The sequence below is a fragment of the Streptomyces xanthophaeus genome (assembly GCF_000725805.1).
Classification (GTDB): Bacteria; Actinomycetota; Actinomycetes; order Streptomycetales; family Streptomycetaceae; genus Streptomyces; species Streptomyces xanthophaeus.
In genome coordinates this window covers 98,606-118,178 of record NZ_JOFT01000022.1, presented here as the reverse complement: position 1 = coordinate 118,178, position 19,573 = coordinate 98,606, and the positions used below count along the sequence as shown (strand labels likewise).

Annotated in this window: 15 protein-coding genes and 1 CRISPR repeat array; of the genes, 6 read left to right on the top strand and 9 right to left on the bottom strand. The window is 67.3% G+C overall.

All coding sequences use genetic code 11. From position 1 onward, the window contains the following. Positions 1-133: 133 nt before the first annotated feature. Both IO30_RS0115170 and IO30_RS0115165 read right to left on the bottom strand, forming a co-directional pair. Complete coding sequence (locus tag IO30_RS0115170; protein WP_157853305.1) at positions 134-1,738, bottom strand: hypothetical protein; 1,605 nt, start codon at positions 1,736-1,738, stop codon at positions 134-136. A 1-nt stretch (position 1,739) separates the two neighbouring features. Then, complete coding sequence (locus IO30_RS0115165) at positions 1,740-2,153, bottom strand: hypothetical protein (protein WP_031143198.1); 414 nt, start codon at positions 2,151-2,153, stop codon at positions 1,740-1,742. Positions 2,154-2,447: 294 nt separating this feature from the next. Between IO30_RS0115165 and IO30_RS0115160 the strand changes: the two genes are divergently transcribed. Then, positions 2,448-3,305 carry a hypothetical protein gene (locus IO30_RS0115160; RefSeq protein ID WP_031143197.1) on the top strand — a complete coding sequence of 286 codons (858 nt, stop codon included), beginning with the start codon at positions 2,448-2,450 and terminating at the stop codon, positions 3,303-3,305. On the opposite strand, the gene IO30_RS0115155 is transcribed toward IO30_RS0115160, so the two are convergent. The 3 genes from IO30_RS0115155 to IO30_RS45415 form a co-directional block, all read right to left on the bottom strand. Further along, positions 3,296-4,141: an aldo/keto reductase gene (locus tag IO30_RS0115155; protein WP_031143195.1), complete on the bottom strand. Its 846-nt coding sequence runs from the start codon at positions 4,139-4,141 to the stop codon at positions 3,296-3,298. The genes IO30_RS0115160 and IO30_RS0115155 overlap by 10 nt on opposite strands. After that, positions 4,075-5,286 carry a JmjC domain-containing protein gene (locus IO30_RS0115150; RefSeq protein WP_031143193.1) on the bottom strand — a complete coding sequence of 404 codons (1,212 nt, stop codon included), beginning with the start codon at positions 5,284-5,286 and terminating at the stop codon, positions 4,075-4,077. Before IO30_RS0115150 ends, IO30_RS0115155 begins: the two co-directional genes overlap by 67 nt. A 91-nt stretch (positions 5,287-5,377) precedes the next feature. Further along, positions 5,378-5,533, bottom strand: coding sequence for a hypothetical protein (locus IO30_RS45415; protein ID WP_157853303.1), 156 nt, complete (start codon positions 5,531-5,533; stop codon positions 5,378-5,380). A 743-nt stretch (positions 5,534-6,276) separates the two neighbouring features. Between IO30_RS45415 and IO30_RS0115140 the strand changes: the two genes are divergently transcribed. Continuing rightward, complete coding sequence (locus IO30_RS0115140; protein ID WP_031143191.1) at positions 6,277-7,635, top strand: NsdA family TPR-like regulatory protein; 1,359 nt, start codon at positions 6,277-6,279, stop codon at positions 7,633-7,635. On the opposite strand, the gene IO30_RS0115135 is transcribed toward IO30_RS0115140, so the two are convergent. The 3 genes from IO30_RS0115135 to IO30_RS0115130 form a co-directional block, all read right to left on the bottom strand. After that, positions 7,605-8,138: an NUDIX hydrolase gene (locus IO30_RS0115135; RefSeq protein WP_031143189.1), complete on the bottom strand. Its 534-nt coding sequence runs from the start codon at positions 8,136-8,138 to the stop codon at positions 7,605-7,607. The genes IO30_RS0115140 and IO30_RS0115135 overlap by 31 nt on opposite strands. 459 nt (positions 8,139-8,597) lie before the next feature. After that, positions 8,598-10,232: a hypothetical protein gene (locus tag IO30_RS45410; RefSeq protein ID WP_157853301.1), complete on the bottom strand. Its 1,635-nt coding sequence runs from the start codon at positions 10,230-10,232 to the stop codon at positions 8,598-8,600. A 415-nt stretch (positions 10,233-10,647) separates the two neighbouring features. Continuing rightward, positions 10,648-12,456, bottom strand: a complete 1,809-nt coding sequence (locus IO30_RS0115130; RefSeq protein ID WP_031143187.1) for a hypothetical protein — start codon at positions 12,454-12,456, stop codon at positions 10,648-10,650. Between the two features lie 242 nt (positions 12,457-12,698). Here IO30_RS0115130 and IO30_RS0115125 point away from each other — a divergent pair, with 242 nt between their 5' ends. Beyond that, the gene (locus IO30_RS0115125) at positions 12,699-13,862 is read left to right on the top strand and encodes a tetratricopeptide repeat protein (protein ID WP_167347264.1); all 1,164 of its coding nucleotides are present in this window, start codon (positions 12,699-12,701) and stop codon (positions 13,860-13,862) included. 799 nt (positions 13,863-14,661) lie between these two features. On the opposite strand, the gene IO30_RS40505 is transcribed toward IO30_RS0115125, so the two are convergent. Then, positions 14,662-15,105 (bottom strand): hypothetical protein, encoded by a 444-nt coding sequence (locus IO30_RS40505; RefSeq protein WP_031143183.1) that lies wholly within the window; start codon positions 15,103-15,105, stop codon positions 14,662-14,664. 219 nt (positions 15,106-15,324) lie between these two features. Here IO30_RS40505 and IO30_RS41955 point away from each other — a divergent pair, with 219 nt between their 5' ends. From IO30_RS41955 to IO30_RS0115100, 3 genes are all read left to right on the top strand, one after another. After that, a complete protein-coding gene (locus tag IO30_RS41955; RefSeq protein WP_157853299.1) occupies positions 15,325-16,398 on the top strand; it encodes a hypothetical protein in 1,074 nt (357 codons plus the stop codon). A gap of 28 nt (positions 16,399-16,426) precedes the next feature. After that, on the top strand, positions 16,427-17,569 hold the full coding sequence (locus tag IO30_RS0115105) for a tyrosine-type recombinase/integrase (protein WP_031143179.1): 1,143 nt from the start codon (positions 16,427-16,429) through the stop codon (positions 17,567-17,569). A gap of 220 nt (positions 17,570-17,789) precedes the next feature. Next, positions 17,790-18,063: a CRISPR direct-repeat array (repeat unit 29 nt; unit sequence CTGCTCCCCGCGCACGCGGGGATGACCCC). Positions 18,064-18,145: 82 nt separating this feature from the next. Beyond that, positions 18,146-19,189 (top strand): transcriptional regulator, encoded by a 1,044-nt coding sequence (locus IO30_RS0115100; protein ID WP_031143177.1) that lies wholly within the window; start codon positions 18,146-18,148, stop codon positions 19,187-19,189. The last annotated feature ends 384 nt before the right edge of the window (positions 19,190-19,573 follow it).

Here is a 19,573-nt window from a genome sequence, read left to right as displayed (position 1 = left end):
GACCGCCGATGCCTCCATCGCCGACCGTGGTCAGGTCCACGACCTGGAGGCGGGGTTGCCGCCAGGCGGTGATCGGCTCGGAGAACACGTGCCGGTCGCCGGACGGTTGGCCCCTGATTCCGGCCGTCGCCGCTCAGCGGCGCATCCCCGGGCGACGTCCGACCACCAGGTCGACCGGCACGTGCGCCCGAGGCAGCTCCCGGGGCTTCGCCTGCACCTGCTGCCTCGGCGCCCAGCGCTGCTCCTCGGCGATGGCCCGGTGCGCAGAGGCGTCCAGGACTGCGCGAGGCACTGCAACCCCTGCCCGGCGGGCGATGTCCAGCAAAGCCCCTGCCGCGGCCTGCTCCGCCGTCATCACCGCCGCGTACGCGCCCGCCAGCCGCTCCACCTCTCGGGGGTGCACGGAGTAGAAGCGCCAGTTCTCGTTCCAGCCGGGAGGCCGATGTTCGGCGGCATCGGCGACCAGCCCCGCCCCCGCACGCTTGACCGCCAACGGCGCTGCGGCTGCCATCTGCCAGCCGGCCGAGGGCAGCCGGTACAGGGAGGCTGCCAAGGCGCCCGGACCTCCGGCGTCCGCGAGGACGCCAGCACCGGGCCTCGACGTTCCCAGGCCCTGCTCCGGCTCCCACTGCGGGCCGAACAAGAGCTGGCCCACGCGTGTGGCGGCCGTGCGGGAGATGACCACGGCGGGGTGCGGGTCGGTCGTGGGCATCTGCACGAGCTCGCCCCGCCGAACGAGGCCGAGTCCGGGCGGGGGAAGAGCGGGACGTTCCCGGGGGTCGGCCAGGTCCACGATGTCCATCCACCCCGCAGCGGCCGCGGTCCAGACCTGCGACGACTTCCGCAGCGCGCCGGCCGCATCCTTGAAGCCGGTCCGTACCGGCCCCTCCGGCATGCTCGCCGCGACGTGGAGCAGGAGACGGCCGGTCAGGATGCGGGTCGTCGCCGTCCAGCTGGAGAGCTGCCGGAAGTCCGACCCGCTCATCCGCTGTTCGTCACGGTCGTGCAGGGCGCCGTACGCGGCCCGGGACAGCCGCTCACTGTCCTCGCCGAGCCGCACAGTGACGGCACTGGTCGCGTCGGCAGGAGTGGCCTGGACCGGTGCGACGGGCAGGGCCAGCGGGAAGGTCTCCAGGTGCACGTCGGCTTCACGGCCTCCCGCCCGGGCGTACACGGAGGCCTGGGCGAGAGACGCCCTTGCCGCCTCGAAGGCCTCGCCCGCACCCGGGTGCTCGACGCCCTGAGAGAGACGGTGCACCACCTCGCCGGCCGTCCAGGCCACCTCGGAGTACCGGCGGGACAGGTAGTCGAAGGCGGCCTGGTGCCGCAACAGGTAGGCATACGGCGTCAGCGGTGCCCGGTCCGGCCCCAGATGACTGGTGATCGTGTCGCGCACCGCTCCGACGGCCTGCGCTGCGGCGGAGATCCGGTCCCCGGCCGGCCCGATGGCCTCGGAGGCGGGTGCCTGAAGGTGGCTCCGGGCGGTACCCAGCCACGAAGACGCCTGGTCGAGGCAGCCCTCCAGGTTCCGTTCGGAGACGGTCAGCTCCCGCTCCTCCGTGGTCAGCACCGGGGTGTAAGCGCGAGGACCCAACCCGCTTCTGACCTGGGTCAGTACGTCTTCGACGCGGCCGATCAGCGCTACCCGTTCCTCCGGCCCGATCGATGCGAGCGGCGTCTCGGCGGCCCCGACGAGATGAGCGACCGCGACATCGAACAGTTCCCCCAGAGTGGTCACCTCACTGCCCCCGCACTGCGGCCAGCGCCACGGCCGCACGCGACGCCAACTGGATGGCCTCTCGCAGCGACCGTTCCGCTCCCCCGCCGAGCTGGTCAGCGGTGGCGGCGAGCCGGATCAGGGACTGCTGAGCGTGCTCCAGGAGCCGCACGAACGGGTCCAGACCAGCGCTACCCGGCGCGAGCTCCGGCACCTCCGCGGGCGATCCGCTCTGCGGCAGAGGCAGCAGATCGCGGCCTGCCATGCACTGCCGGGCGGCGGACATCGCCTGCAGCTCTTCGCTGCCCTCCTCGAACGTGATCGCATCGGCCACCTTGGCCGCCACGGTGAACACGTCCCAGACGGCCGACAGGATCGTCAGAGTGTCCTCGGAGTCGAGCTGAGCATCGAGCTCCCACAATGCAGCCGTCGTCATCCCCATCCCCTCCTTCACGCGCTTCGGAACGGAGAAATCGTCCCACCTTGATCAGAACCGTGGTTAGCGCTGTGGATAAGTCCCGCCCTGTGGAAACCCCCGCACACGATCTCGTCACACCCCAGCCCGAACAGGACACCGGCCAAAGCCGCTCCGGCCACCGGCGTGGGCAAGGCGGTGGCCGCCCTTGCAACGGCCGATGATGGGGCGGAAGTTGATAAGTTCTGAGTTGACGGACCATCGTGTTGCTGGGCCCCTTCCTGCTACGGTCATCCGTTTGCCGAGGAGGTCGTGATGAACGGATCCCTGCCCGTTGCTGCCCAGGTGGATCTACGCTGTCAGCCGGTTGAAGACGTGCTGGAGCGCGTGGAAGAGGCTCTACACGTGCGGTTGGTTCGGGAGGTCTTGGTGCGCAAGCGCCGTTCCTTGGGGGGCCGTACGGAGCGGGGCACGTGGGTGCGTATCGAGCGGCGGGGATTCGAGCGGATCGGCCCGCAGGGCTGGAACGGGACCGAGGCTGCTGCCGTGCTGCAAGGTGTCGCGATGCCCGAGTGGTACCAGGGTGTGGCGTGGCGCGAGCCAGGCGAGCCGGTGATGTGGCGCGCGGATGAGCTGGAGCTGATTCCGTCGCCGTCTGTTGGCAAGGGCGCCCTGGTGCTCGAAGACCCGGGCTTGCCGGACAAGTGGTGGGAGGCGTTGAACGCTTCGTTGGACGCGCTTGCCTCACAGCAGACGCCGCGGATCGCGACGCCGGACACGGTGACGATCACGCAGGAGCAGGTGACCCAGACCCTCGGGGCAGTGTTCCCCGGGGTGGCCGATACGCGGATCGAGCGGTGGGCGCCGGCTCATGCAGATCTGACCTGGGCCAACGTGATGGGACCGGAGTTCTCCCTCATCGACTGGGAGGACTGGGGCATGGCGCCCCGAGGCCTGGACGCCGCAACCCTATGGGGCAACGCGCTTGCCGTCCCGGGTCTCGCGGACCGTGTCCACCGGGAGCGGCGTACGGACTTGGAGAGCCGGGACGGCAAGCTGATGTCGCTGTTCTTCCTGTCGAAGATCGTCGGACCTTATGCCTACGAAGAGGATCCGCTGCTGGCGCCGGCCCGGAGGGAGGCCGAGCGCCTGGTGGCGGAGCTTCAGCTCTGACGGTGTCCGTCGAGGGCCCGCAGGTACTGACTGACGGCGGCGGTGTCCACCTCCGTGCCCAGGGCCTGGAGCAACTGGGCCAGGTGGCTGGGGTCGTCGGTGCCGACCGCCATCGCGGAGGCGGTGGGCAGGTGGAACGCGGTCCGGAACGCCGCCTGTATGCGGGACAGATCCCCGTGACTCGGTCGCAGGAACGGCCGGGGGTCGAATTCCTCCCACACTTTCCGGTGGCCGCCGCCGAAGGGACTCATGCCCCAGGTTCTGCCCGGCTGCCAGGCCATGCGCAAGACGGTTGTGGCGTCGAGTAAGCCGATGCCTACGAGGAGCCCGGCCCGGACCATCAGGACGTCCGGAGACGGCAGGTCGTCCACCCGGACCATGCCGAGTGATCGGGTATCCCAGGAAGCCACACCCCAGGCGCCGCACAGACCGTCGCGGGCGGCGTCGGCCAGAGCGGTGCAGGCATTGCCGAGGAGGGTGTGGCCATCTGCCGGGGACAGGCCCGTGAGGCTCCGTTCGGGGTTGTGGAGGAGCACGGTGTCGGGTTCCCTGCCGAGTTCCCGCGCCGCCTTCTCGATGGCCAGGCGCAGCCGACTCGGATCGAGGGAGTGCTCAGTACCTCCGGCGCCCGGGAAGAAGCCCACCTTCGTGGAGAGGGCGAACTTCGGCAGCAGATCGGCCGATGTCTCGGCCAGCACCGCGTGAGAGCGGAATCCGAGGTAGGCGGCCGCGGTGTCCAGGGCGGTGACGCCGAGGTCGAGTGCGGACGTCAGGATGTCGCGGTGGTGACGAGACCGGTGTAGGCCGAGGACAAGGCGGGGGTCAGCTCCGTGCACAGTTCCTCCTTCACCAGGATCTCGGCGAGCTGTTCCACGTCCAGGCCGGTCTTCTCGGTGGCGTCGGCGATGTCGACGGGGTGGCCGCTCAGCAGCAGCGCAAGGGCGGGGTACGCCTTGCTGGCGAAGGTGAGCTTCTTGCCTGCGGCGAGGACGTCCACCGCGTCGTGGTGCTGTTCGATCACGGGCTCGAAGTCGGTGACGCACACGACGGCCGCAGGCTTGCCGAACAGGCCGGTGGCCGGGACATGCCGGGCGGCCAGGCGTTCCCGCTCGCGGGCATCGAAAAAGTCCTGCGGAGTCAGCTTCGTAGCCATCTCGGCGACGGCGTCGGCCAGGAGGTGCTGCTGTCCCTCCCACTGGCCGGGGGAATTCCAGCGGTCCAGGTCGTACCGGAACAGGTCCTGCGCGCGGGCCTGGTCGGCGAGCCAGGCCAGCCAGTTCACGCCGACGCGCTTCACGATGCCGAAGGTGGCGTGCAGGCTGTGGCCGTCGCCCTGGTCGTCGCGGGTGGCCTGGTGCCAGAAGCCGCGCGGGATGTGCATCACGTCGCCGGGCTCCATGACGCCCTGCCACACGATTTCCTCGCTGGGCTCGGCATTGGGGGCGGAGTCGCGGTACATCGGAACCTTGCGCGAGGTGCCGCGGACTTCCCAGCTCTTACGGCCGGCGAGCTGGACAATCACGGTGTCATGGTCGTCCCAGTGGAGCTTGAAGCCGCTGGCGTCCTGGGTGGTCAGGTAGGCGTTCACCTGCACCAGCTCACGGGCCCACCACTGGAGCGCACGGCAGGTGGCCTCCATGGCCGGGTCGAAGAAGTCGACCTCGTCCAGGACCATGGTGCAGCCCTCGCGCATGAGCCCGCCGACGCGGCGCATGTCGGCCATGGGGATGGCCTGTCCCCGCCGGGTGACGGAGGGCTGGATGTAGCGGCCGGGGTGCAGTTCGGCTCCGTCCTGGAAGATGCGGAACTGGGGCGTGGTGACGCTGCGGCGCATCACCAGGTCCAGCAGCTTCGTGGGGTTGAGCAGGCGATCGAGCAGATCGAGGTCCTCGATCGTTCCCCGGGCGAAAGCGGCTCCGAGTGCGCCTGGTCCGTCCCAGCCGAGGGCTTTCTCCATTGCGGTGACGAAGTGGTGGTCCACGTGTTCCTCCGGTCGGCGTCGTGGCGGGTGAAGGCCAGGGGCCCGCTGTGGATGACGGGCCCCCGGGTGGTGCTGCGGCGCACTGGTGGGGCTACTCCTGCGGGAGGTTCAGGCCGTCGCGGTTCTCGCCGTCGTCGCCCGCGGAGGTGCCGGTGGAGTCGGACTCCGCCGCCGCAGCGGTGAAGCGGTCCTGGACCTTGATCAGGCTCTCGACGCCGATCAGCAGGTCTTCCTTCTGCGCTGCCATATGTGTCTCCATTTCCTGGAAGTCCAGGGCCGACGGATGCCGGCCCAGCCCCGATGGGGCGTGCCTCACCAGCCCTTTGTTCCCGGGCCGGTGAGGAGACGGGGGTGGCGCGAGCCACCGATTGAGCGAAGGCGGGATTCGTGCCGGAAGCCGGTTGCCGGTCAGCGGCCGGGATCACCAGCGATGGCCAGGGTGACCACCAGAACGGTGACGACGGCGGCGTAGAGGAGCACGGCGAGCTGTTGGCGCCAGCCCCGCGGAGCTCGACCACGTACCCGGGAATCCCGTTCTAAAGGAGCTTTCAACGTCGGAAGGCGGCCACTACGCCGACCCCGGCGCGATGGATGCCGGCTGAAGGGCACGGACCGACGACGAGGTACCGCCGCAGCGGGGGCATTCGCACGGGGGGTAGCGGCCGGGGTTGGAGAGGATGTCGAACGGGTCGCCTTCCAGGACCCGCGAGCGCGGCGACCATGTCCGGCCCGAGTCCCGCGATACCCGGATGCTCATCAGGACGCGGGGCTGTATGCCCAGGTCAGGGGTTGCCCCGAGGGCCGTTCGCTCTGTGTCAGGAGTGCCCGCCAAATCGTTCAAGGCGGTCGTCCTCGGTCGCTTCGCCATGTCCAGAAGGATCGCGATCAGGACGACGAGCCAGAAAGGCCCAGCGGATTACCCAACTTGGGTAACATCACGGTCGGTTGAGACTTTGAAGCGATCCGTAGTCTTCCTCCGGAGCGTGCCCGATGCCCGAGACACGTCGTACGAAGGAACTACCAGTAAGTCTGCTCACCGAGCCCGAGATGATCGACGCGTGCCGCGTGCGCGACTTTGCGAGGGTCTTTCGTCTGGTCAAGACTCGGGCAGGCATCTACCCGTCGATGATCGCGCGGCAGTGCGAGCTGACGCCGAGCCGAGTGGGTGAGGTGATCGCGGGTCAGCGACAGCTCCTCCACATGGAAGTGATCGAGCGGATCGCCGATGGATTGCGTATCCCGGGGCACATGCTCGGGCTTGCCCGCCGTACGTGGGAGACGCCGGCTGTCTTGGCCGTGGCCGAGCGGGAACGGCCGGAGTTCGGTCACGTGCCCGTTCAGCCGAAGCTCCTCAGCGCCTTACCGGGCGTGGAGGTGGACAGCATCCTGGCCCTGGCCGCCGGGACCAACCCGAACCCATCCACATTGCACGCTCTCCGTTCTTCGATCGAGGACTACTGGCGTCGCGACGACGAGCACGGGGGCGAGACGCTTCGACCCGCTGTCGTCGGCCAGCTGCGATATGTCGAAGGGCTACTGAAGGACCAGCGGCCCGCGCCGATCCAGCACGGCCTGTACGGCATCGCGGCGGAGCTGGCGCGGTTGACCGGGTGGACGTACTTCGACGCCCGGCAGTACCACCAGGCCCGCGCGTACTTCTCGGAGGCTCTGCAACTGGCCAGGGAGATTGACGACCATCCCTTCATGGCCAACGTCCTGGCCTGCATGAGCCTGCAAGCGACCTACCAGGACAAGCCGGCGGACGCGCTTGCACTGGCGTCTGCTGCCCAGGACCAGGCCCGAGCGGCCACGGGTACGACGCCGCGGGTTCGGGCCATGCTGGCCATGCGTGAGGCGTTCGCCCACGCGACCATGGGCGAACGGACGGCGACCCACACCGCGATCTCCGAGGCACACAGTCAGTACGGGCGGATCAAGGCAGACGACCCGGACCCGGCATGGGTGACGTACTTCGACGAGCCGAAGCTCATCGTGGACACCGGCATCGCGCACGGCCGTCTTGGCGAGGCGGCGATCGCAGAACCGTTGATCGCGGATGCGCTGGAGCGGGAGGACCCCGCGAACCAGCGCGGTAGGGCGTTCCATGCCTTCTGGTTGGCCCGTACGCAGCTCCAGAGGGGCAAGCTCGACCAGGCTTGCCACACGGCGATCGAGGCGCTGGTGCCCGCCTCCGCCGTTTCGTCCGAGCGGGTGACCGGGCACCTTCGCGAGTTCTACGAGCAGCTTGCGCCCTATCGCGAGGTGCCGGCCGCAGTCGCCTTCGAGGCACGCCTACGAGCAATGCTTCCCCCGCTGGGTCAGCGAACCCCTTCGTCCATCAGGACGTAGAGGAGGCCGACCAGAGAGCCGCTGCTGACGATCTCGCGGCGGTCGATCATGCCCCGGATGTCCGCCAGCGGAATCCACTCGACCCGGTCCGACTCGTTCTTCTCAGTCGGCGGCCCGTCGTACGTGGCGCCGTCGGCGCGGAACAGGTGGTGCTGGGAGTCGGTGATGCCGTTCGCCGGTTCGGCGTAGATCAGCGGCTTCATCGGGCTGGGACGCCAGCCAGTCTCTTCGAGGACTTCACGGGCGGCAGCCTCGCCGGGCGTCTCATCCGCCTCAACCAAGCCCATGGGCAGCTCCCAGGCCCACGCGTCCGTGATGAAGCGGTGACGCCACATCATCAGGACCTCTTGGCGGTCGTTGATCACAGCAGCCACGGCGAGGTGGCGGAGCTTGACGACGTGGTGTTCCCAGCGGTGCCCGTCCGGCGTCTCGATGTCGGTGAGCCACAGGTTCACCCACTTATTTTCGTAGATCGGACGTTCCCCGTGGATCTTCCACTGCATCGCTGCGGCCCCTCTCGATCGGCCTCCAGCATCGCAGAGTCAGGCGTAACTACAGCCAGGTTCAGGCAAATTCACGTCACAGTGACGAATAGGGTGACGTCGTTACCGTCTCGAGCCAGCGATTCTCGGTGTGGTCTTCGGCTAGATCCGCACGATCCCCTCCCGGGGTGACCGACGCCGATCCGGTCGCCGCGCACCTGGCCTCGTGCGCGGCGTGGGCGGACAAGATGGGCGTTCTGTTCCGGGAGACGATCGCGCGCGCGAGAGTGGGTCAGCGAGGTCATTGAGGCAGAGGGCGCATTTCGCGGTACTTGTCTAGGGCGGGCATACTCGCCTGCCGGCCCCGCCCGAAGGTCCTCGGCAAGCAAACTGGGTAGCGTGTGCAGACGCGCTACGGCATACCGTCGTCTAGCCGTCCCGAGCCCGGTCCAGGGACGGTCGCCGCAGCTCACGCCTCGACTAGTTGCTGTCTTGTGCTGCTGCGTCACGGGCAGGACCGTGGAAGGTGTAGTCACCCATAGGAGCATTCTTCAAAAGCATGGCCCTATCCAGCAAGCCTTCCAGTTCTGACTGAATCCCTCCTGGGTCTGGGAAGAACTCATTAGTGATGCGCTGAAACTCTTCTTGCATGGTGACTGACACCTTGCTCAACGCGCTGGATGACTCGGCCATGATGAACGAGGTGATCCCGTCGAGAGCGTGCCCGCGAGCCGTTCGGATTGCGTTCACCGAATCTCCGTCGGGCTGGATTTTTGTCAAGATCTCACGAGCCCCACCGAGGCGGATTCGTGCATGAGCGTGGGCAAACTCCCCAAGAGCTCTATTTAGGGAAGACAGACGTTTCCAGCCGGCCGCATTCAGCCAGTCCTTTGGTGTTGAGCTGGAGGACTCCTCCAGCTGCTGTGCCTTCTCGGGCTTATTTGTCCACACCTTCAGGCGAGCGCATTGTTCGAGTGCTACACGAAGTAGTGCCATAGATCGGTCGTCGTCCTCAAGCCACAGCCAATGCGCTGATCGCAGAGCCGATGAACACATCGCGGCTGCGTTTCCGTGCGGAGTATCGCCGAGCCATACCGAAGCTAGCCCAGCCATTTCGGCACACATGACGCGCTCGACATCTCGATTTGTGAGGCCGTCTAGATTGAACTCATCTCCGCGGAGGGCTTTCTCTTCGTTCAGTGCGCTCTTTGCCCATTTGGCTGCCCTTGCTCTGCGTTCATAAAACAGCAGGCGAACCATCTCGTCATCGCGAAAGAGCCTTCCTGCGGGACGCCGCCCCAACATCACCTGATCATAGTCATGAGTGGCCTGACGGTATCCATTGAGAATTTCATCCGACAGCCCAGTCTGAGGCATCAAGGGGAAGAGGCTTTGAGGTGCGGGTGGTTCCCAGCCTCCGTAAGTCCGTTCGGGCAGGGCGAATAGAAACCGCGCCAGGTTGGGATCTCCCCGCTCTTCGGCCAGGGTGGCAAGGCAGAGGCGTATTTGCCGCAGGTTGAGAGTCAGGACGTCAGTAAGCCATTGTGTGCATTCAGTAAGCCTCGCCGGTTCCCCGGAAAGGAGTTCAGACGCTTCCCATCGAAACACGTCAGCAAAAGGGCCACGCCCATGCAAGAATTCGGAAAGCAGTGTCATGGATTCTTCGGGGTAGACTTGATAATCTTTCCCGATCGTGACGGACGGCCCCTTGGATTCGCCGATTGTCCGCTCGTCTTCCCAGAAGTCCAAGCTGTCAATGTCGGGGCTTAGGTGAAAAGACGGGTGCGTCTTGTTGCGATCGGCGGAGGGGAAGGAATCGTGGCATTTCTCCCATGCGCGGGCAGTGAAGCTAGCTGTGCTTTCCCCCGGCACGTGGGTGATCTTGGCGTTGTAGGCGGCGTTCTCGGTCCAGCGTTCGAACTGTGATCGGAGGACTGCGGCTGCCCCTACGTATTGTCCACTGAAAAGCAGGCGTGCTGCAATGAATGCGCTATCGGCCCCCCAGGCGAGGTGGTCGATCCATGTAGCTCCGTAATCTGCGGGGTGCCGGCCTCGAGTTGCTCCCAATTTGCGCAGGGCGTTGTCGATCATTCCGAATGACAGGAGCGCCGACATTACCGGTTCCACCGCACTAGTGGGCGTTTGTCCTATTCGGAGCATTCGTTGATTGTGGCGAGATATGAGAGTTTCGGCAACGTGCCGACGGCCCAGATCTGCGAGCTGTTCGTACTCGGCAAGTGCAGAACCTCGCCGCTTGCCTTGCCTTTCAGCCCTGTGCGCCCGCCTTGTCTCTCTTCTGAGAGCTTCTTCGGTGGACTTTGGCGGGTTTCTGAGTTCCGCCCTCCGGCGGCTGGCCTTTCCCACATGATCTCCAGAGACGTGTTATTCACTCGAAGCCAATCATGCCGAAGCTGGCCTTCGCCAGCGATCCCTTTTGCGTGGGGAGGGCGCATCCCTGGTTTGCCAAGGGCTTAGGGGGCTCAGCAGCTGACGAGGTTGTGGGACCGGACACGAATGAGCACGGCGTGGGCTAGCTGTCGAGTCCGGCGCGTCCCCGTGCCACCTCGTGAGCGGCGCGCAGCATCTCGCGTTGATCCTCGTCCAGGCTCCGCGGCTGAGTGGCGTGTGCGCTGATGGCGAAGAAGGAGATGGGCCCGTAGAACGGCCCGTCGTGGCAGTCGAGCAGGCGCAGAATCTCGTCAGCGACGGGATTGGAGCTCTCGGACGAAGCTGTGACCAGCTCTGCCACGTAGGCGTGGACGGAGGATGGGGAGGGCAACCAGATCCGGTCGACGACCCCGGCGCCAGCTGAACCCACCTTGTCACGCATGCCATCGACTGGGGCGGTGTGGAATTCCAGCTCCCCTTCAGGGGTGACCAGGGCGTAGGTGATCGCGGGACCACTCGGCTCTTGTTTACGACCAGCCCTCAAGTCGTCGAGGAAGGACTCCATGTTGTGGTCGGTCTCGTCGCTCTGGAGGTCGGCCATGTCGCCATCGAATTCGGCGGTCTCCAGTGGCCGAGCTTCGGTGCGCTGCTTCAGGGTGAGAAAGCGGCTGAGTGCCTCGATCTCCGCGTCGTGCTGTTCCAGGAGTCGCAGGGCAGTGCCCAGAGTCGCTGGGCGCGCAACCCAGTTCGGCAGGTCGTACTCCTCGATGCGGCGGTCGTGCAGGAAGCCGATACGTCGGCCGACGTTGGTGACAGCAGCCGCCGACACGTTGCCGGGCTTCAGCCCGGGCGTGCGCTGACCCCATGCCACCGCTGCGGCCGCAGCGCTCCACGCAATGGCGATGAGCTGTCCGAGCGTGAAGCCCTCTCGCAGTGCTCCCAGGAGCGTCTCGTAGGCGTCAGGCAGACGATGTTCCGGGATGGGCTCCTCCTGATAGGTGCGGATCAGCAAGCCCTCGAGGTAGGTAACAGCCATACCGGCCTGAAGTTTGTGCACCTGGTGCCGCACTTCGTCTGCCCGGCTGATCAACATGCGGCCCAGCAGGGACGTGATCTCACGGCGCGCCGCTGTCTTGCTGCCCAGGGCGGGCGCCAGACACCAAGGGATCTGCTTGATGTACACGCCGCGGACGGTGCCGTCGTCGTCAAACGCGAAGTCCCCAGTCGTAGCCGGCAGGGTCGGACTGATCCACCGCTCCTGGTGCAGGCTGCGGAATACCTCCACGTCGACCTCCGCAGACGCCGCCAGTGAGTAGTCCAAGCTCTGCAGCGGCCCGATCGTCTCGGTGTCCTTCCGCTGCATGATGTCCACCATGGAAACCAGTGTCAGTGCGTCCACGACGCTCGGATAACTACTGGGGAAGTCTCGTCCTGCCTGCTCCTGCAACCACGACGAGGCTGCATCGACACGTGCCTGGTTCTGCTGCCGATGCTCTTCTGCAACACGCTGCGCTTCCTGCGCCGCATGCTCTGCCGCAGCTGTCTGACAGTCGTGGCATGAGCCGCCCGTGACGGTCTCCTCGCTCGGGAACACGTCCGGCGCCCACTTCCGAGTCGCGACCATGTCCGAGCGGCTGTGAATCCTCTTCGGTCCGGCGCAGTCGGGGCAGACGATGGTGAGCAGATCTGCGTGGCAGGACGCCTTCACCGTCCTCAGAACCGCAGTAGTGGCGCCGATCTCAGCGACCTTGTACGACCAGGTTCCGGGTTGGAAGAACGACCAGTAGTCCAGGCACACGGCCTTGTCTTCGTCGGACACGTCGGGCTTGAAGACGACCTCGAGTAGCGGGTGATCCGTACTCGGGATGAGATGCCGAAGCTGTGACTGCTGCTTGACGATGGTCTTGGGCTGCTTCTGCTGACGATTGCGTCGGCGCTGACGCTTCCCCATGGCGTCCCCTCCCTGGTGGATCGCCAGAATACGGCGGCCAACGACACCAGGAGACGAAATCCGGCATACCCGACCGCGACCCGGTTGGTCGGTCTTTCTAGGGCCGTTCGGCTGGGCTCCCCAGAACGGCGCCGGGTGCGGCAGTCAGTGGACCAGGGGTGGACCGCAGGCACAACAGAACAGCCCAGGAACCCGTGAACGTGCAGGTCAGGCGTGAAGGAGTCGCCTCAACCAGGACGGTCTTGAAAACCGTTCCCGCCGCGCCGACCTGGCTCAGGGGCCTGCTGCTGGCCCAGCAGGTCCACGCGCTCCATGTTCTCGAACGCGGCGCAGAGTCCGTGGTCCAGGGCGAGGCACTGACGGGGCTGTCCGACTGGCGGCCGGAGGACCCGGACGACCGCACGTCCGCTCTGGCCGGGCTGCTGAACAACCTTTCCTACGGCCTTGCCGCCACCGGCCGCCTCGACGAGGCGCTGGACAGGGCCCGGGCCTCCGTCGATATGCGCCGAGAACTGGCCTCCCGCGACGCCGGAGCACGCCCGGATCTCGCGCGCTCGCTCAACGCGCTGTCACGCCACCACCACCAGGCGGGGCACCTGGACGAGGCGCTGAGAGTGGCCCGGGAGTCGTTGCAAGTCCGCCGGGCGGCGGCCGAGGACAGGCCGGACGCCTATCTCACCGAACTCGAGTCCACGCTGAGCCACCTCGCGGAGATCCAGCTCGACCTCGGTGACTTCATGGGTGTGCGGGAAACCGTCCGGGAGACCGCGTCGGTCCTCCATCAGCTCGACCCCTCCGATCCGGACGCACTACAGCGGCACTACGTGCGGGCCCTCCTGGACATGGCGGAACTCAGCGCCGCGGCCAACGCCCGCGAGGAGGCGATGGAGATCGCGGACGAGGCCGTCACCCTGGCCCGGCAGCTCGTCCGGGACCGGGGCCGTGACCATCTGCCGCTGCTCGGCGGAGCTTTCCTCATGCAGGCGAAGACACTGGCCGACGCTTCCCGCCTGATGGTGGCCTCCCGCGTGAACAACAAGGCGGCGCAGGTCTTCCGCTCCGTGCTCCGCGACACGACGGACTACGTGCAAGGCCTGCTGACCGCGCTGCACAACCAGGTGGGCTTTCTGACGCTCATGCACAGGTTCGAGGGCGCAGAGCGCGCCGCCGCCGAAGCCGTCACCGTCCTGGCACCGTTGGAGCTGCCGGCGGAGCTCGCCGAAGCCCATCTGAAGCACGCCAGAACCCTGCTCGCTCTCGACCGCCTCCCGGAGTTCGAGTCGGCCCGCAGCTCGGCCCTTGAGCTCTACCAGCGCCTGGACGGCGAGTCGCCCGGCGACTACGCGCAAAAGATCTCCGAGGCTAAGTCCCTCGGCATCGAGCCCCCTCAACCCGCCTCACCTTAAGGCGCCGTCACTCGCGGGGCGTACCAAAATCCGACGGTGCTGGGGTGCCTTCTGTCGGGCCCAGGCGACCCCTTCTGTGCGATTCACAGGGGTAATTCTGGCGGCTTTGCGTGAGGGGTCCAATGGGGTACCGTAATCACCGTTGAACTCTCCGCTACGGGAGGGTGTCCGGTGCCGATCCGCCTCAATGCCGCGTTCATTCACGGTGTTGCGGGCGGGTGTGCACTCGCGCACCGGTTTCCCGACGGAGAGGGGGCCCGGATGGGCCTCGGCAGTGAAGACGACTGGTGGAAGCAGTGGTGGTGCGCCCTGCGAAGGGCTCTTCACCACGCGTCACCGCTCGTCGCCCTGACGGCGAACATCCTTACGATCCTCTGCGGGATCCAGGTAGTCGCTGGTAGGTAGCCGCCCGGGTGACCGCTAATCACCCGGGCTGGCCGCTTGCGCGGGGAACGCGGTCCGATCCCGGCTTAGTGCCGCGGGCGGACCGCGGCTTCTTGCTCGGGAACATTGTCCCGCTGCTGATTACCCCACCCGTAGCGTACCGTATTTCGGCACGGATCTACGGCCGCGCGGTTCGCCGGATTTCATTTCTGGCGTAGTGTCGGCGACCGTATTCGCGTCTGAAATCAGGATTCCAGTGCTCTACCGGTTTTCCGGCGTCATTTCGTCCCTCGTATTGCTGCTGTAGCGGCGGGAATTAACAGGTTCCAGGAAGGGTGTCCCTGGAATGATGCGATCGCGGCGTCGTCCGCAGTGCGGCTTAGGCGGAGCTTTCGTGACGGAGCACCCCTAAATGTTAGGGGGTGGGGATCCCGTCCCCGGCTTGGTGCACGGTTTTGATGGCCGTGAAAAACGTGCTGACCAGCTCCTGCGGCATCTGGTAGCCCTTGACCTTGCCGAAGCCGGGGCCCCGCGGGGCGAGGGGCGGCTGCATGCCCTCCGGCCACCACCCCTCGCGAACGCCGCGTTCGAGCGCCCGCTTGAGCGGGCCCGCGTGGCCGCGAAGGCTCTTGCCGTCCAGCTCCTCGCGCAGGACTTCGTCCGGAACGAAGCCGTCCCTGACGGCCGCCTCCCGGAGCAGGCGTTGCGCCCGTGGCGGGACGGCCTGGTAGAAGCGGCCGGCGCGCTCCACCGTCCACTCGGTGTCGAGCTCGACGACGGCGGAGTGCTTGGCGAGGAGGGCGAGGAGGTCGGTGCGGAACGCATCGTCCGGCTCTTCGACGGTCACGGTGATGCGCATGGATCCGGGCTCCCGTTGCAATAGACGTAGACAGAGGTCTCACTGACGTGAAGTCACGGTAGCGGAGCCTTCCCTCCTCTGTCCTCGTCTTGCGGATGTCTATCGACAGGAGGCCCTCGGAGGGGCGTTCCCGCACTACAGGAAAATTACGGTTTTCCTGTAACCTCACGGCAGCCCACTGAGTTGTCGTCAAGCCCTGGACCCATACGGGAGAGTTACGTGGAAACCACCAGTACGCCCGATCTTGCTCCCGGCGGTGACGGGTCTCGTGGCGAACACAGGCCTAGGCCGGCCCGCCGACGTGCAAGCCGCTCCCAGCTCGACTTCCCGCCGGTCCGCAACGGCATCGACTACCTCCTCAGCGTGATCGAGCACCTGCACGAGGACGCCGGAGGCGGCGCCCGGGAGCTCAAGTACGCGGTGCTCCACCTCCAGGCCGCTGCCGAAGTCCTCCTCAAGGCCCGCCTCCGCAGCGAACACTGGACCCTCGTGTTCAAGGACCCGGGCGAGGCCAGCCTCAAGAAGTACGAGGACCACGACTTCGAGAGCTGCGGCACCGAAGCCGCTGTGGCCCGACTCCGGCGCATCGGCAACATCCCCATCAGCGACAAAGACGCCAAAGCGCTCAAGGATCTGGCCAAGGACCGCAACGCCCTCCAGCACTACGGGCTCACGCACAGTGCCGAAGCAGTCGAGGCCCGCGCCGCCACGGTCCTCGACTTCCTGATGAACTTCGTCGACAAGGAGCTGCTCCCGTCGCTCAGTGCCGACGAGCGCGCAGAGGTCCACCACGACCTCTCCGAGGTCCGCGAAGCACTCACGAGCATCCACGCCTACGTCACCAGGCGCATGAACCGGCTGCGCGGCAGCGTACTCAAGGACAAGCCGCAGGCCGTCCTCACCTGCGAAGACTGCCAGCAGGACGCCCTTCTCCTCGGCCCCGTCGAGGGTGACGAGAGCGGCGCGCCCAACCCGCTCGTGGGACAGTGCCACTTCTGCGGAGGGGTCTGGAACGCCACCGATCTGGCCTCGATCTTCCAGCCGGAGGCCGGCGTACCCTTCAACGAGTGCCCCCAGTGCCACGCCGAGACTCTGGCGAGCGTCACCTTCGTCGGTGACAGTGAGTATGTGGAGCACTGCTTCGACTGCAATGCCACCTACAGCCCGCACGACCTGGCCAACTGCGCCGCCTGCGGCTGCTTCTGTCCGCACGAGGGTGACGACGACGGCACATCGCAGACGCTGTGCGACTACTGCCGGCAGCAGATCCTCATCGAGGAGGAGATGGCGTGATCGGCTCCGAGCACGGAGGAAGCGACGGATGACCCTCGTCCCGGCAGTGGCGGCCCACACCCCCGCTCCGCGGTCAGCGCGTACGTCGCTGGCCCGGCTCGGCCAGGACCCCCGGGACGCGTGGCCGCCCCACGCCCGGCGGCTGTTCGAGTACCTCGCCGCGATCTACGGCGAGCACGACGTGCTGTGCACCCTCGCCGCGGCCTGGATCGCCCACCATCACCAGCGCTCGCCGGGCACGGCGAAGACCTACGCCCAGAACTTCAAGTTGTTGGAGGCGTATGCACGCCAGCACGGTGCCCACCCCCTGGGCCTGCGGTTCCTCCTGGCCGACGCCTTCGCCGCCAACCTGGAGACCCTGCCCACCCTGGTCTGGCGCGAAGGACAACGGGTACCCGAAGGCCCGCCCCGTAGCGACGCGACCCGCCACAACGTGCTGTCGGCGTGCTCCAGCTTCTACGTCTTCCTCCTGAGGACCAAGCTCCTGCCCAAGGAGCAGCTCGACTCCAACCCGTTCGAGGCCGTGCTCTACCCGGCGATCGATCCGCTCTACAGCCGCACCGAGGCGTTCACCAAGGCTGAGTTCGCCACCCTGCTGCGCACCGCCCGCGACGGGCTCGACCACCGCGGCAACCGCTGGCCGACCGGCCACCGCCTCTACACCGAGCTCCTGATGCTCCACGACTGCTGCCTGCGCATCGAATCGGCACTCGGCGCACGCATCGAACGCCTCGGGCAGGACGCCGGCCACCGCGTCTTGGACGTGGAGGTGAAGGGCGGCTACTGGGTACGCAAGGCCGTGCCCCCACTGCTTTGGGCCGCGATCCAGGAGGAGATCGGCGACCGCACCGAGGGCTACATCCTGGCCACCCGCACGGGCCGCAAGCTCGACGAGCCATCCCAGTGGAGGGCCATCAACGCCCTGGCCAAGCGCGCAGGCCTCCCCCAGCGCAAGGTGGGCCCGCACGCGGTCAAGCACACCACCATCACCCACGCCCTGGCCCGGCCGGGCGCCCGGCGCGACAGGATCCAGCACTGGGCCGACCACAAGGACCCCCGAACCACCGACCGGTACAACCGACGCAGGGGTGCGCTTGACGGCAGCCCCGGGTACGAGGCCAGCGCCGATCTCGCGGAGGAACTCGGCAACTCCGACTACAGGAGTGAATAGCTGCACGGGACCGGATGTGGTGCTGAGTCGCGGACCGGCAGGCTCGTGGCGGCCCACCGTCTGGCCTCGACTCATGCGCGATCCCATGAGCGGCCACCCGGTCAATATCCCTGCCCCTACCCAGCAGAGTTCAGAACTGACTGAAATGCCTGACAAGCCCGATTCTATGCAAGTGCTTCAAAATGAAGCCTGGTCCATCTAAAGTGGCAGGTCACCGAGCCTGCTCCCCGCGCACGCGGGGATGACCCCGAGACCGGCGCCGCGTGGCTGCGCCCGGGTGCCTGCTCCCCGCGCACGCGGGGATGACCCCTGCGCCTTGTCGCGGGCGGCCTTGTCGCGGATGCTGCTCCCCGCGCACGCGGGGATGACCCCCACGACGACAACATGCTCCTCGGCTCCACGGGCTGCTCCCCGCGCACGCGGGGATGACCCCACGGGCTCCGGCAAGACCACCCTTGCCCAGCACTGCTCCCCCCGCACGCGGGGACGGACCCGAACAGCCAGTCAACTGGCCCGTATCCCAGCCTGCCCGCCCCTACTCTGGGAATCCCAGGCCGCGAAGACGGAGAGGACCCGGTGCGCACGCGAAGGCAACTGCTCGCGAACCTGGCGGTCACCGCGGCCGCCGCCATGGGAGCCCCTGTCGCCGGCGCCACCCCGGCCAAAACCGAGGAAGCGCAACTCGGCGAGACGCTCGTCGCAGGGCTGCGCGACGCCATGCTGGGACTCGGCCGCACAGCCCCCGACGCGCCCCTGGACCTCCTCGCGGCGGAACTGCACCGCGCCTCAGCCGACTTCAACGACTGCGCGTACTCCAGCCTCGCCCTACGGCTCCCACGCCTGATCTCCGCCGGGCACCAGTCCACCAGCGCCAGCGACACCTTCCCCGTGCTGGCGCAGGCCTACCTCCTCGCGACGCGCATCCTCATCAAACTCCACGAGCCGCAACTCGGCTGGATGGCAGCCGACCGCGCCCGGCAGTTCGCCGCCGCCAGCGGAGCTCCCATGGCCGTCGCGGAAGCGGCTCGCCAGCAGGCCGTCCTCGCCCGCAAGGCGGGATGGCACGACCAGGCCCTCACCCTCGCTCTCAACGCCGCCGACGACCCGGCCCTGCGCGCACTCGGAAACGCAGGGATCGCACAGCGAGGTCTACTGGTCCAGTGCGCCGCCTACACCGTCGCCTACCAACGCGATCAAACGGGCATGCGCGAGCTGACCAGCGAGGCCACCGCCATCGCCAAGAGCCTCGGCGCCGTAACCCACCTTCGAGACACGAACGGAGGCTTCAGCTGGGCCACCGTGCAGCTCCATCTGATCTCAGCCGAGAACACGGCCGGTGACCCTTCCGCAGCCATCGCCGCTGCCGATGCTCTCGCCCCCCAAGCCCTGCCCACCACGGAGCGGCGCGCGCTCTACTTCACCGACCGCGCGAAGGCGTTCGCCCAATGGGGCCGACGAGACGAATGCATCCGCGCCCTCCTCCAGGCCGAGCACTGGGCTCCTCAGGAGACCCACGCACGCCCAGCCGTGAAATCCCTCGTCTCCGGCCTGCTGCTCTCCGGGCGCACCACGCCCGAGCTCCGAGGCATCGCCGCCCGTACCGGAGTCCTCCACAGCTAACCGACCAAGCCGCCGATCACGACGACGATGGTCGTTGCCCCGCCCATCTACCAGGAGCAGCGCGCAGCCTGCTCCCCGCGCACGCGGGGATGACCCCGTCTCCGCCGCGTTGGTGGTCAGCGGAGACGGCCCTGCGGCGATGAGCCCCAGAGTCCCCGTCAGATGGTCGGCGGCCCACGCCAGCGCCATGGCCAGCGTTGCCCTTCCTCCTGGGCCTCTGACTCGCCCGCCACATCCACCCCGCCACCCCGCCCAGTCCCTCGCCCCCGCACCTGGCCAGCAGACTCCGCCCCGGACCCGACCGAGGAGCCAGTGCATCCGGTCCTCAGGCATGAGTGCATCAGCCGTCGGTCCACATCGAGGTGACGGCGCGTGAGCCCGCGG